The following is a 14527-nucleotide window of genomic DNA, read 5'->3' as shown; positions in this document are numbered from 1 at the left end:
CGGGCCTTCTTGTTTCCCGCCCGGTCGTCCTTGGATCATGGGCGCCGACGGCCTTCGTGCCCTGTGCGTTCGGTGCGGGTGGGGTGTGCGAGGAATCCGTGACGGTGAATGGGGCAACGGGACGGGGACGTCGCAAGTGTTGTGCGGGTGCCGATCCGATCTGCGGAATGCGGGTGCCGTATGAGACATCGCCTGCAAGTGATGCTCCAGATCCTGCTGGCGCTGGTCGCCTGCCTGCTCGGGATCGCCACCAACTACGCCACCAACGCGGATGACGTGCCCTGGGCGCTGGAGATCATCCGACGTGGCTCCGTTCCGGCCATCGGGCTCCTGATCCTCGCGATGGTGATCGGGCAGGTTGTCGTGTACCGGCTGGAGAATCCGGCGCCCGAGCAGACGGAGTGGCCCAGCGACCGGATTCCATACCCGGGGCTGGACGCGTACAGCGAGGAAGAGGCCGCCGTCTATTTCGGCCGGGAGACGCAGGCCGCCGAGCTGACGCGCAGGCTGCATGCTCCGGCGCCCGGTCCTGCCGACCGGTTCCTGCTGCTGACCGGGCCGTCCGGCAGCGGCAAGTCCTCGCTCGTACGGGCCGGGGTGCTGCCCCGGCTGCGCAGGCGCCGGTGGACGATCGTGCCGGTGTTCTCGCCGGGGGCGAATCCGCTGCACGCCCTGGCCGCTTCCCTGGCCGTGGCCGGGGGCGGGCGGGAATCGGCCGATGCGGTGCTGCGGCGGTTACGGTACGGGCCGGAAATTCTCAGGGGCGAGCTGTCCCGGCTGCGTGGCGGCCAGTTCCAGCGGGTGCTGCTGGTCATCGACCAGTTCGAGGAACTTGTCACCCTCGCGAGTGAGCGGGAACAGGAACAGTTCATCGAGACTCTGCACGCGTGCCTGCGGCAGGAACCCTCCGTCCGCGTTCTGGCCACCTGCCGGGTGGATCTGCTGGGGCGGCTGCTCGGCACCGGTCAGGCGCAGCTCCTCCAACACCCCATTGCTCTCGGCAGGCTGAGCAAGGCGCAGCTCGCCCAGGTGGTCCAACGTCCGGCGGCCCTGGTGGGCATGTCGTTCGCTCCCGGTCTCGTCGAAACCATCGTGGACGACACCGGCACGGACGACGCACTGCCCCTGCTCGGCTACCTCCTCCAGGAGTTGTACTTCGCCTGCGGTCCGGGCGGCACGGTGACCGAGGAGGCATACCGGCAGCTCGGAGGAGTGGCAGGGGCACTCGCGCGGCAGGCCGACAGTACGGTGGCGGCCCTCGGCACCCCGGACGGCATCGACTTCGCACTGCGGGTGCTGCTGCGGTTCGTCACGCTGGAAGAGCGGGATCTCGCCCGCCGCCCCGTGCGGCTGTCGGAACTGACCGCCCGGGAACGGTACGTGGTGGACGCGTTCATCGACGCGCGACTCATTCGCTCCAGCACCGTGGAGGGCACGGCGGGAGACGCGTACGCCGAGGTGACGCACGAGGCGCTGTTCCGCCAGTGGGCGCCTCTGCGCCAGGAGGTGGAAGCGAGGGCGGAACGGCTGCGGGAGCGGGCCGAACTGGAGCGCTGGGCCGCGGACTGGGAGCGGTCCGGACACAGCGCGGACTACCTCCTCACCGGGGAACGGCTCGCCGTGGCGCAGAGGTGGCTGGCGGCGCTGGAGGAGGTCGGGCAGCCGTCGGCACCCGGCCGCGCGCTCGTCGGCGCCTCTCAACGCCAGGACCTGGCCTTCCTCAGTCGTGTCTCGGACGGCATCGGCCATCAGGTGCTCTCCATGGCGGAGACGGAACCCGAGCGCGCGCTGCTCCTCTCCCTGGCCGCGCTCGGTGAGTGCGCTCCGACACCGGCGGCGCGGCGCGGACTGGTGACCGCGCTGGCCGCTGGGCACGCCCGGGTGCGGCTGGACGGGCATGCGGACACGGTCCGCGACATCGCCTGGTCGGCCGATGGCCGGCTGCTGGCCACCGCCTCCAGGGACGGAACCGCCCGCTTGTACGACGCGGAGTCGGGACGTCAGATGTCCGTGCTGCCGTGCGACGGGGTCATGGTCGAGTCGGTGGCCTTCTCCCCCGACGCGACCCGGCTGGCCACCGCAGGTCGGGACCAGGTCGTACGCGTCTGGGACGTCGCGTCCGGCGAACCGGTCCGGCAGCTCACCGGCGCCGAGGACATCGGCCGACAGGTGGCGTGGTCACCGGACGGATCACGCGTCGCCGCCACGTTCAAGGACCAGGTCGTACGTGTGTGGGAGGCCGCCACCGGGCGCCTCGTGCAGGAGCTGCGCGGTCACACGGGCGACGTCTGGGGTGTGGCCTGGGCGCCGGACAACGCGCGGCTGGCCACCGCGTCGCACGACCGGACGGTGATCGTCTGGGACACGGCCACGGGAGCGGCCACGGCCACCCTGACCGGCCACACGGAGTTCGTGGAGGGCATCGCATGGTCACCGGACGGCGAGTGCCTGGCCACCGGATCGGGTGACCACACCGCCCGCGTCTGGGACGCCCGCACGGGGGCACTGCGGCTGCTACTGCGCGGCCACTCCGACTACGTGTGGAACCCGGCCTTCTCACCGGACGGCCGCCTCCTCGCCACCCCGTCCTCCGACCGCACCGTCCGCATCGTCCGTACCGGGGACGCGAAGGTCGTCGCGGTGCTGCACGGGCACACCGACACGGTGTGGACCGTCGTGTGGTCGCCGTCGGGCACACAGCTAGCCACCGCGTCGACGGACGGGACCGGCCGGGTGTGGGATCTTCAGCCGCAGGGCGCGGAGTCCGTCCTGGTGCAGGGGCACGACGGATCCGTGAACCAGGCCGCGTGGTCCGCCGACGGCGCCCGTCTCGCCACCGCCTCGGACGACGGGACCGTACGCGTGTGGAGTGCGCGGGACGGGATGCCCGCCGGGCCGGTGACGACGCTGGGCGAGCGGGTGTGGAGCGTGGCCTGGGCACCGCACGGTGATCGCCTCGCCCTCAGCACGGCGGACGGCCTGTTCCGCGTCCTGGACGGCGCGGGCGGCACGGTCTTCGACCTGCACGGTGAGCCCGTCGAGGGCTGCTCGTGGTCTCCGGACGCACGGCGGATCGCGACCGGCGGGCACGACGGCACAGTACGCATCCTGTCCGCCGTGGACGGCGCGGAACTGCGGAAGCTGACCGGACACCAGGACTGGGTGGGGCGTGTGGCCTGGTCTCCGAGCGGCGGACATCTGGCCAGCTCCTCCGACGACCGCACCTGCCGTCTGTGGGACACCTCCGACGGCACCCAGTTGACCGTGCTCCGGGGCCACGGCAACTACGTGGAGGACGTGGCCTGGTCACCCGACGAGACCCGGGTGGCCACGGTGTCCGGCGACTGGACGGCCGCTGTGTGGGACGTGGCGACGGGACGCCGTGTCGACGTGCTGAAGGGACACGAGGGGCGGGTGCGCGCCGTGGCCTGGTCACCGGACGGCCGCCATATCGCGACCGGGTCGGACGACCGGACGATACGGCTCTGGTCGGCGGCCACGCTGGAGGAAGTAGCCGTCGTCGGGGTGCACCGGGCCAAGGTGGCGTCGGTGGCTTGGTCCCGGGACGGCACGCTGCTGCTCACCGCGTCCGCCGACGGGACCGCACGTGTGTGGCCGGCGGAACCGGACTACGACCGGTTGGAAGCACGTGCGCGTGGGCGGGTCTTCCGCAGCCTGGACTCGGAGGAGCGGCGGCAGTACCTGCTGCCTCCGGACCCGGCAGGCGGTCAGTAGCGCTGCTCGACCGTACGGTCCTCCGTGTGCACGAGGTAGTCGTCCGGGTCGAGGCCCATCGCCTCGCGCTCGGGCGACGCCCAGTACATCGCGTTGCGCTCCGCGAAGGTCTCGGGGCCCTCGTAGGAGATCAGCCAGACGAACTGGTTGCGCTCCCGGTCGACCCAGGCCCCGCCGATCTCGAATCCCAGATCCAGTCTCAACGGCACGATGTCGTCGCGCCACCGCTCCACCCACTCGTCGAGCAGACCGTCCTTGACGGTGTACGTACGCAACTGCGTGGTCCTGGGCATCGAACACGCTCCCGCCGTCGGGTCGAGACGACCGGCAGACCGGCCGAGAACCACCCCGCCGTGCCGGACGGCCGCTTCGAGCGACCATCCCAACGGTATGTCATGCGGCTGGCGTTCAGCGATCGCCTCCAACGGCTGAGCACCGAGAACTGGTTGGCTCATTGCGCTGATCTCGTGTCGGTCAGGAGCGACGTGTCGGGGGCGGGTGGTGTCGGTGGACTTGCTCATCACGGCCACCACCACACCATCGACCGCGTAGCGTGACCGGTATGTGACGCACCGACGTGGCCGGTTGTACGCGCGGTGCCTCCACGAGTACGAAGCGCGGGGCGTGACGGCGTTCCCAGCGGGGGCGTTGGGCCAGGGAGGCGGTGTTCGATGACGGAGCGTACGGGTTCGGGCGGCGGAGACGGCGGGGCGGCGGTCGTGAGTGTCGGGGACGGCTGGGAGAGCGGCGACGACGGCAGCGGTGACGGGCGGCGCCCCGAGGACGGGGCCGGGAAGGGCGTGGTGGCCGCGTTCGGGCAGACCATGAAGACGCTGCGGCTGCGGGAGGGGCTGGACCGGGGGGAGTTCGGGAGCCGGATCGGGTACTCGGCGTCGACGGTCGCGTCGTTCGAGCAGGGGCGGAGGATCCCGTCGCCCAGGACCATCGACCAGGCGGACGAGGTGCTGGGGGCGGGCGGGTTGCTGTGCCTGTGGAAGGAGGAGGTGGAGCGGGCTCAGTATCCGGTGTTCTTTCAGGGGATGGCGACGCTGGAGAAGGAGGCCGTTGAGCTGCTCTCGTACGACACCCTCGTGGTCAAGGGTTTGCTTCAGACGGAGGAGTACATGAGAGCGCTGCTGGGGATGCGGCGCCCCGTCCTGGACGCGGAGACCATTGAGCAACGGGTGGCGGCGCGCCTGGCCCGGCAGGAAATCTTCGACCGCTGGCCCGCGCCATTGCTGAGTTTCGTGATGGATGAGTCGGTGCTGCGGCGGCCGTACGGTGGGGAGGGGGTTCTGCGCGGGCAGTTGGAACACCTGCTGCTGATGGGCCAGACTCCGAACGTCGTGATCCAGGTCATGCCACTCTCTTGCGAGGAGAGCGCAGGCGTGGACGGGCCTTACACGATCGTCACGCGCAAAGACGGGATGAGGTTCGTCTACGCCGAGGCCCAAGGAACCAGCGCCCTCCAGACTGACCCGGAACAGACGACTCTCGCCGCCGCCCGTTATGGGATCATCCGATCACAGGCTCTCACTTCACGAGAGTCACTGGAGTTCATCGAAGGGTTGTTGGGATCGCTATGAACAACGCTGAGTCCTCGACCGCCGCGTCCGGCTTCGCCTGGTTCAAGAGCAGCTACAGCGGAGCCGAGGGCGGCGATTGTGTAGAGGTCGCGGCCGATACCGCAGTTGTGCACGTCCGGGACTCCAAGGCCGCCGCTGGCCCCGTCGTCGCGGTGTCGCGTGACGCGTGGGCGGGATTCGTCGGGTTGGCCACGACGGAACGGCGCGTCTGACGCTCGTACGGTCGCGAGAGCCCTGCCGGTACTTTTCGGACGGCAGGGCTCTCGTGCGTGTCGGAGCCTGATCAGATACCCGTGTCACCCGGTTCCCAGCCGGCCTCACGCAGGCGACGCGTGAACTCGGCGTGGGCGGCGCGCATCTCGGCCTTGCGGTTGGCTCGGTAGAGGGGGCCGGTGTAGCCGTCCGGGACCGCGTACTCCTCCGGGAATGCCTCCGGCTTGCTCAACTGCTTCCATGCCTCCTTGGGCTGGCCGTACCCGTACTGCTGGTGTGCCTTGGCGATACGACGGCCCGTGGCGTCGAACCACATGTTCTCCTCGTACTGCTGGAGTACGGGGAAGCGGGCGTCGTACATGGCCACCAGCTCGTCGGCGCTGATGCCGAGCCAGACGGCGACGAGAGCGTCGATCTCGACGAGGGCGGCCCGGCGGGCGAACTCCGTGCGGAGGGGGGTGTCGCGGGTCCAGGTGGCGGTGACGCCCTCGGCGAACGGGGGTGTGCCTTCGGGCCAGTATGTCGAGGCAGCCCAAGTGTCCTGCTGCCAGACCGAGTCATATAGCTCCTCCCAGAGTGGGGCGTAGACGCTGGTCTGACAGTTGAGGCGGAGGGTGCGGAGGAGAAGGGCCTGTCCCAAGGGGTGATCTGGGGTCGGCGCAGGCATGACCCTGGCATCTGAAGTAGCGAGGTGGCCTCGACCCGAGCTTCGGAGGAGGTAGTCAAGAGCGATTGACGCAAAGAACCCTGCTGTCAGAGCGGTGAGGCGCAGTGATGGAAGCGCGGCACTGCGCACGGCGTGGATATGGTTGGCACCGGGCGGAATCAGGGCAGCGAACAAGCTCCGCTCGGTGTTCGTGGCGATCATCTCCCGCCATGCCACCCGATAGAACTCCGAGTACGGCCGCGTACTGGCCGTTTGCAGCAGTGCGTGAACAGCCTTGTCGCGAGCGTCTCCCTTCAAGTCGGGCTCTGCCGTCCTGACGTCCGCCTCTGCCGCCGCGACCGCAGCCGGATCAGCGCAGAGCTGAGTTAGCCGGTCATGATCCACCCAACGGTCCTGGGCGGTTACGAATCGTGGACGAGCACCTGCGGGACGGTAGTTCGTACGCGGCACCGCGTCGACCGGCAGGTTCCGGTGATCCCAAGCGTCATAGTCACGCATGCTCTTCGAGCCGCCCTCAGGGGGCTGCTTGTGGTACGGCGTGGCGATGTGAATCAGTGGACCCTGAAGGATCACGTCCTGCCATCTGCCGGTAGGCCCCGGAGTCCATGTGAAGTAGCCAGCCGTGCGGTCGCTCTTCTCATGAAACCCAGGACTAATACGCGGCCCGAAAGAGGCGAGCCGATGCGGCCACTTCGCAAGCGCCCGCACCGCAGACTCTTCCGCCCGCGTCACCGGGTACAGGAGCTTGGCCTGCTCCACAGGCGGTGGGCTCTCCTCACCAGCCAGGGCACGCCACTCCCGAAGTCGCTGTTCGTTGACGGTGACAATCCTGTCGCGGTGCGGACGCAGGTCCCACTTGCCCTCGTCCTTCACTCCTGGGACCGGGCCCTCACCGTCATGTCGTACGGACTTGACGAGCACGCTGGGATGCAGGAGCCAGCTCATGTGCTGGAAGCTGACGTCCTGGTCCTTGCCGTAGACATTGACGCTGAAGTGGGTGCTGTTGTTCACCGGCTTGGCGAAGAGCAGCAACTCATTCACGAAGTCCGCATGCAGCCTCAGGTGCCTGTACGCCGCCTTGCGTAGAGCGCCTTCTTTCGCCCCCGTCAGATGCGTGGACGGGTGAATCAGCCCGGCAGTACCTCGTTCGCCGACGGCCCTCCAACTCAGCAGCATGAACGCCCGGTACAGATCCGGCTGCGTGCCTACCAGCTCGGGATACGTGTCCACCGACGCCAGGAACTCGGACACCGCCGCATGGTCCGCCAGCTCCCCAAGGTACGTCGGCTCGACCTTGGGCCACGCCATGACCTCGGCCTTGCGCCCGTCCCAAGCCTCGTTGCTCGGCTTGTCCGCCAGCTCGAACCACGGCTCGAACTCGGCGAGGACGCCGCTCTCCTTCCACTCCTGCTTGACCCACGGCGGATTCCCCACCATCAGGTCGAAGCCGCCCTCCGCGAACACATGCGCGAAGTCCAGCTCCCAGTGGAAGAAGCCCCGCTCCTTGGCGATCCGCTCGACCGTCTCGTACCAGGGGAACGTCCATCCGAGGTCCGCCGGCTTGGCCCACGCCGTGGCCTCGGTCATCTTCTCGTCGAGTTCGCGTTCCTTGTCGTCGAGCTCTTCAAGGCTCCGGACGCCCTCGAAGGACAGCAGCGAGATCTGCCGCCCCTCCTCCCCCGTGTCCACGTCCACGCGCCCGACGACGGCCTCGGCGAACTCGATCCAGTCCTTGAGGGACTTCAGCGCGACCCGGCGCCGGGAGTCACCCTTGCGCAGGGTCGTACGGTCCTCACCCTCCACCCGGTACTCGAACTCGTCCGAGCCGTCCAGCCGCCCGATCTCCTCCAGCGGCCAGAACCACAGCGCGCACCACGCGTCCATGAGCTGCTTGAGCCGCCAGTAGGGCGTGCCCTTGCGGTGCAGCGCTTCCAGAACCGCGTCCCGGTCCATCGGCGCCGCACCCTCAGCGTCCCGCCCGTCCTGCGGGATGGCCGCACCCCACACGTCCACGTGCCGCGAGATCTCCCGCTCGGACAGCGTCAGCCGCATGACGACCAGGTCCCACAGGTACTCGACGCGCCGGGCGAGCCTGATCAGCCGTCCGGTCTCGGTCGCCGCCCCGGGCTCCCCGTCGTCGTCCACCGAAGCCGAAGCCGAAGCCGAAACGGAGGCCGCCGCCGCCCCGCCCAGCGAAGGCTGCTCCCAGATCTCCAGCCCGAGGTCGAAGGCCCCCTGCCCCAGCCCGGCGTCGTCCGTCTCCGCCGCCAGTTGCTCCGCCGTCGGCGCCGCCTTCTTCTTCGGCGCCGCCGCCCGCTTCGGCTCCCCCTTGGGGTTGCGCCGCATCGCCGAGCGCCACTTGCGCAGCGCCTCGACCAGCCCGGGCTCCAGCCAGTCGACGACGTCGCCGTCGACCACGGCCTTCACCGTCTCCTCCGCCGTGCCCTTCTTCAGGGTGCGCAGGCCGACCTTCTCGCCGATGGAGCCCCAGCCCATCGCGGGCAGCAGGAACTGGTGCACCTCGCGCCCCTTGAGCCGCTCGCCCAGCGGAACGTGCCGGGGCCGCTGCGGGGCCTTCGCCGTCAGCCAGCCGCCCTTGCTGAGGCTGTTGCCGGGATAGACCTTGCGCGCGGCGCCGACGAGGGAGTTGCCCCGGTGGAGGTGGAGGCCGTACCAGGGTGCCTTCATGCCCCGGTACATGGTGTTCAGCCACAGGGAGATCTCCGCCAGCTCCACGGCCGTCTCGTTCAGGTCGACGCCGTACGCGTTGTGCAGGGCGATGTACGCCTTCACCTTCTGCAGTTCGCGCTGGTAGTCCTCGGGGTCGATGTCGACGCCGCGCTCACGCTGGGCGAGCCGCAGGTACAGCTCGGCGAGCTGGTTGACGGCCTCGTTGAGGAACGCGCCGGAGCCGAGGGCCGGTTCGCACACCCGCCAGCGCAGTACGTCGGCCGCGTCGACCCAGGCCTTCTCCGGCTCCTTGGGGTCGACGTCGCCCTTCTCGTCGAGGCGGAAGCGCAGGGTCTGCTCGACCGTGGCCTGGGTGAGGGACTCCGGCGTGTAGTAGGAGGCGCTGGTCTGGCGGTCGCGGCCGGCGAGGCGGTACACGTAGGTGCCGACCTTGCGCGGGACCGGTACACGCTCGTTGGTCTGGGGGTTCAGCTCCGTGGCGACGAAGACGCTGTCGTCGGGGCCGTCCGGATAGCGGCCGGAGCGGACCTGGCTCGCCCGGATCAGCCAGGAACCGCCGCTCGGGTCACCGCCCTTGGCGACCTCGTACAGCGGCTCGTCGGCGATGAAACCGGTGTACGACATCAGGCCCTCGTACACCGCGCCGAGGTGGTTGATGCTGAGGTTGGCGTACGAGATGAAGCCGCCGCGTCCGCCGCGCCCCTTGCCCTCGACGACGGTCAGGTTGCGCAGCACCTGGTGCAGGACCTTGTTGCGCAGGCGCAGGTCGAGGCGGCGGGCGCCGTCGCGGGCCATGCCGTCGGGGTCGACGTCGTCGGGGTGGGTGATCACCTGGTCGACGAGCTTTATGGAGGCCGGGTCGAAGAGGCGGGACTTGAGGGCCTCGATGCGTACGCCCTCGTAGCCGTCGTCCTCGGACAGCCCCGCCGCCGCGTCGTCGTGTACTGCCTCGCCCGCGCCCGGTACAACCGCCTCCCGGGAGGTGATCGTGTCCGCCACCGGGTGGCCGGTGAAGACCTTCTCGAAGAGCAGGGCGAGGGAGTCGTGGAAGTGGTGGCGGTCGCGGGAGGTGCTGGACAGCTTCTCCTGGACGGCGAGTTCGCGCAGGCGGGCGACGCTGTAACCCTGGACGTACTCCTCGCTCCTCATCGGGAGGATGTCCAGCTCGGGGCGGGCCTCGGCGTAGAGGAGGAAGAGGATGCGGTACAGGTAGCGCAGGGACTCCTTGGTGAGGAGGTGCGGGAGCGCGCCGCGCTCGGCGAGTGGGCCGGGCAGCCACTCGGGGAGGTCGTCGTGGGTGACGCCCCGCATCGCCGCGAGTTCCAGGACCTCGTTGGCGATGAGCTGGACCGACGCCTTCAGCCCCTCGCGCAGGTCGTTGGTGACGCCCACGGAGTGGTCGCGGGACTCGGCCACCAGGCGGGAGACGTCGTCGTCCCCGCCGTCCTCGGCCGGACGCAGGGACGGTGCGCCGAACAGGGCGGCGATCACGTCCAGTTCGCCGGCGCTCGCGCCCTTGAGACCCTTGCGGGGCAGGGCGACCTCCAGGCTGACCGCGAGATGGCGTCCGCGCGCGTAGTTCTCGCGGTCGGCGAGGACCATGACGCCGCCGAAGAGGAGGAGCGCGTAGCGGGGGGCGTTGTCGGCGGCGAGCAGCCAGGCGGCGAGGTCGGTGACCGTGGTGAGGGTCTTGCCGGAAGCCACGCGGACGGGCACCGGCAGGCGGTTGGCGGAGCCGTCGCCGCGCGTGTCCGCGATGTCGTCGGCGAAGCCGCCGGCCAGGACGGCGACACCGGGCTCGCTGTGGGCCACGGGCACCGCTACGGGACCGGCGGCGCCGTGGACGGTGAGGTGGCCGGGGCGGGGGGTGAAGCCGAGGGCCTCGAGGACGCGGACGTGCCAGGCGTGCAGGCCCGCGCGCCACTCCTCCTCCGGGCTGTCGCCGTACGCGCGCGGGGCGGGCTGCGGCCGGAAGGCGGGCGGCTCGTCCGTGCCGGTGTGGGTCTTCAGCGCCTCGGTCGCCGTCCGCTGGGCGGTGACGGCCTCCGGGTCGGGCAGGACGTTGTACTTCTCCGCCTCGCCGCCCACACCGAGCCGGACGTCCAGGTAGGGCGCGGTGAGGTCCCGCAGCCCCTGCCGGGGCGTGGGGCGGCCGTGGCGCTCCTCGGCCGCCCACTCCTTCAGGCGGCCGGTCTTCAGTTGCTTGGGCAGGATCTCGTCCAGGTAGAAGGACGGGAAGTACTCACCCTCGTTGACCAGAGCGTCGAACTTCACGCTTGCTGCTCCTGCCGGCTCGCTTCAGGGACGGGATGCACGGGATTCGCGGGGTGCACCGCACGCATCGGATGCTGTGCGTGCACGGGATTCGAAGGGCGGGCGGTCATGCGCTCGGCTCCAGGACGGCGAGGACCCGCACCATCGGGTCGCCGGCCGTGCGCAGCCGGGCCGCGGCCTTCTCCAGGTTCTCGGCGGCCCGCTCCCGGGCGGTGTGTCCGCCGGTGAAGCCGGGCAGCTTCTGCTCCCGCCAGTGGCCGACCCTCGTCTCGTACTCGCGCAGCGGACGGTCGATGTGCTCCTCCGCCTCCTGCCGTCGCCGGTCCATCTCGCGGCGGGTGGCGGCGACGGCGGCCCCGACGTACTGCTGGAGCGCGGCCGGGTCACCCTCGGCGAAGTGGTCCGGCATGGCGGGGCCCAGGCCGAGTTCGGCGAGCAGGGGCCGGGTCAGTTCCCGGACCCGGGGCTCCGCTCCGGCCCGGCCCAGCCGGTCGACGGCCAGCCAGGCCACGACCGTCGGGCGGCCGTCCCGGTTGGACCAGACGCCCTGGGTGAGGAAGACCGGCTCCGGTACGCGGGCGCGGTCCACCTGGACGACGAGGGCCTGCTGACGGCCCAGTTGGACGAGGACCTTGTCGGTGATCCACTCCAGGACGGGGTGCAGCTCGCCGACGTAGTGGGCGTCCGGCCACAGCGACACGGAGTCCGCGTCCTCCCTGGCCCGGCGCAGGGAGTCGGCCGCGTCCTCGCGGCTGAAGGTGAGCTTCATACGGCGCGTGATGCCGTGGTCGCGCAGGTAGCCGGCGGGCAGCACGTCGAGCCGGTCGGCGAGGTCCTCGGGGGTGTCGAAGCTGAGGTCGGTGCCCTGCACGGTGGTGTCCAGGCGGAACGCCTCCAGGTCGGCGAGCTCCTCCAGGCCGGCGAGGACGTAGTCGCGGCGGTCCGTGAACAGGCGCAGTTCCTCGACGACCCGGACCGGGGCGTGGCCGTGGCCGTTGCCCGCGGTGCTCCCGGCCGGGGCGCCGGGGCCCGGCTCCGGGGCGCCGGGGGTGCCGGGGGTGTCCGGGGTGTCGTCGAAGTCGAAGCCGAAGTCGAAGTCCGACTCGTCGTCGTACGGGTCCGTGCCCGTACCGAACTCGGCGTTCAGCCGCTGGGCGAGCGGCAGATCCGCGGTGAACCCGTCGTCCAGGGAGTCCAGGGCGCCGAGGGAGTCCGCGGAGACGGTCTGCAGCCCGTCCACGGCCGGCCGGGGTGCCTCTCCCCGGAAGAGCGCCTCCATGACACGCTTCTCCTCCTTGTCGCCGTCGTTGTCCTTCGTCGCCGCCTCCACGGCGCCGAGGACCGCGTGCACCCGTTCCTCGCGGGCGAGGACCTTCTCGGCGATGTCCGTGTCGTCCAGCGCGCCCTCGACCGCCGACTCGAGGATCATCGCGCGGAACTGCGGCGGCCTGGTCTGCCCGTACCGGTCGATGCGGCCGTTGCGCTGCTCGACCCTGATCAGGCTCCAGGGCAGGTCCCAGTGGATGAGATGGTGACACTGCCGGTGCAGGTTGACGCCCTCGGAGGCGCCGTCGCCGGTGAGGAGCAGCCGCACGTCGCTGCCCGCGCGGGCGAACTCGTCGACGTACTCCATCTGCACCCGGTCGGAGATGCCGGCGCCGCTGTACATGACCTTGACCGCGGCCCGCGCGTCGTCCTCGGCCTGCCAGCCGAGCAGGGGCGGGAGCACCTCGCCCAGCCAGTCGAGGGTCTCGCGGCGCTCGGAGAAGACGACCGCGCGGGTGGGGCTGCCCGCCCTCACGCCGATGCGGCGCAGTTCGTCGACCAGCCCCGCCAGCTTGGAGGCGGCGGCCGGCACGCCGTCCCCGGCGCCCGCGCGCTCGATCGCCCGCGCCAGCTCCAGTAGGCGCAGCAGGGAGGCGGCCTCGGGTGTGCTCGGGGCGACGCCGGCCGGCGGCTCGTCGGTGACGCGGTGCCGCTCGGGGAGCACGTGTCCGGTCCGGGTCAGCCGCTGACGGACCGTGGCGAACAGGGCGCGGTGCGAGGACAGGAAGGACTTGAGCAGGACGTACGGGAAGAGCCGGTCCTCCGCCTGTGCCTGCCGTTCGCGCTGCTTCAGCCAGTGCTCGGCCAGCTCCTGGAAGACCTCCTCCTCCAGGGCGTTCGCCCGGCACCGCACGGGGTGGGAGCCGCCGCGCGGCGCCCAGTGGTCCTTGAGCTGCTCCGCGACCTCGGCGCTGACCTTGGTGCGGCGCAGCATGAGGTGTTCCAGCTCCTCCGCCCTCGGACGGCTCGGGTCCTCGACCGCCATGGGGTCGAGGAGGCGGATCAGACCGGTGAAGGCGGGCATCTCGCCGTTGTGCGGGGTGGCGCTCGCCAGGATCAGCGCGTCGGTGCGTTCGGCGAGGAGATCGGCGAGGGCACGGCGGTCGCTGCCCTGGTTGATCAGGTTGTGGGACTCGTCGATGACGACCGCGTCCCAGTGGATGTGCTCCAGCCACGGCCGGTAGCGCCTGGGGTTCTTGAGCGTGTCCATGGAGATGATCACGCGCTTGTAGTACGTGAACGGGTTGCGGCCCGCGGGGATCTTCCGCTCGATCCGGGCGATGCCCGCGCTGTCGAGCCGGACCAGCGGCAGGGAGAACCGCGTCCACATCTCGTGCTGGAACTGTTCGAGGACGGGCGCGGGTGTGACGACGAGGATGCGCTCGCCCCGGCCGCGCCGGATCAGTTCGCCGAGCAGCACCCCGATCTCCAGGGTCTTGCCGAGGCCGACCACGTCGCCGATCAGCAGCCGGGGCCGCAGCGGGTTCGCCAGCGCCTTCTCCGCGGGGCGCAACTGGTAGTCCATGCGGTCCAGGAGGAACCCGTCGGTCAACGCCAGGCGCCGCTCCCGCTGGGGCAGGGGCGTCTTGCGCAGCACGGCCTCCAGGAAGAGGCGGCTGCGGCGGAAATGGGGCGAGCCGTCGGGGATGAGCCTGGTGTTCTCGGGGCGCAGGACGCGGGGCCGGTCCATCGTGGGGGCGAGGAACCGGGCTTCCTGTCCGCGTACGAGGTCGGAGGCGCCGACGGCCTCGATCAGGAACTCGCCGGGGCGTACCTGCCTGCTGTTGCGGACCATCCACTCCTCGTCCCGTACCTCGATCACCGTGCCGGCGGGCGGCGGTCCGTCGGGTGCAGGCATGAAGGGGTCCTTCCGGGTCGTACGGGGCGTGGTCGAGAGTAGCGCCGTGGTGGTGGGTGACGGACGGCCGCGTGCGGGTTCGGGCGGGCGGCTGGGGCCGGGCGGGCGGCTGGGGCCGGGCGGGTGGTCGTGGCCGGGCGGGCGGCTGGGGCGGGACGGGCGGCTGGGGCGGGGGCG

The 14527-nt window shown here is 70.7% G+C and carries 6 protein-coding genes; 3 read left to right on the top strand and 3 right to left on the bottom strand.

What is annotated here, in order from left to right; all coding sequences use genetic code 11:
- The first annotated feature begins 180 nt into the window (after window positions 1-180).
- On the top strand, window positions 181-3735 hold the full coding sequence (locus B1H29_RS25930; protein WP_063787476.1) for an eIF2A-related protein: 3555 nt from the start codon (window positions 181-183) through the stop codon (window positions 3733-3735).
- Here B1H29_RS25930 and B1H29_RS25925 read toward each other — a convergent pair.
- Window positions 3729-4028 (bottom strand): NIPSNAP family protein, encoded by a 300-nt coding sequence (locus B1H29_RS25925; RefSeq protein WP_055416647.1) that lies wholly within the window; start codon window positions 4026-4028, stop codon window positions 3729-3731. The genes B1H29_RS25930 and B1H29_RS25925 overlap by 7 nt on opposite strands.
- 378 nt (window positions 4029-4406) lie before the next feature.
- Here B1H29_RS25925 and B1H29_RS25920 point away from each other — a divergent pair, with 378 nt between their 5' ends.
- Window positions 4407-5321, top strand: coding sequence for a helix-turn-helix domain-containing protein (locus B1H29_RS25920; protein WP_055416648.1), 915 nt, complete (start codon window positions 4407-4409; stop codon window positions 5319-5321).
- Window positions 5318-5533, top strand: a complete 216-nt coding sequence (locus B1H29_RS25915) for a DUF397 domain-containing protein (protein ID WP_055416649.1) — start codon at window positions 5318-5320, stop codon at window positions 5531-5533. The genes B1H29_RS25920 and B1H29_RS25915 overlap by 4 nt, the downstream gene beginning before the upstream one ends.
- A 71-nt stretch (window positions 5534-5604) precedes the next feature.
- Here B1H29_RS25915 and B1H29_RS25910 read toward each other — a convergent pair whose 3' ends face one another.
- Entirely contained in the window at window positions 5605-11166 is a 5562-nt protein-coding gene (locus B1H29_RS25910; protein WP_055416650.1) for an Eco57I restriction-modification methylase domain-containing protein, read from the bottom strand.
- Window positions 11167-11272: 106 nt separating this feature from the next.
- Complete coding sequence (locus tag B1H29_RS25905; protein ID WP_055416651.1) at window positions 11273-14350, bottom strand: DEAD/DEAH box helicase; 3078 nt, start codon at window positions 14348-14350, stop codon at window positions 11273-11275.
- Window positions 14351-14527: the final 177 nt, after the last annotated feature.

The sequence above is a fragment of the Streptomyces pactum genome (genome assembly GCF_002005225.1).
Classification (GTDB): Bacteria; Actinomycetota; Actinomycetes; order Streptomycetales; family Streptomycetaceae; genus Streptomyces; species Streptomyces pactum_A.
Note: the sequence above shows the minus strand (reverse complement) of the source record. Positions and strands in the feature narration are given on the sequence as shown.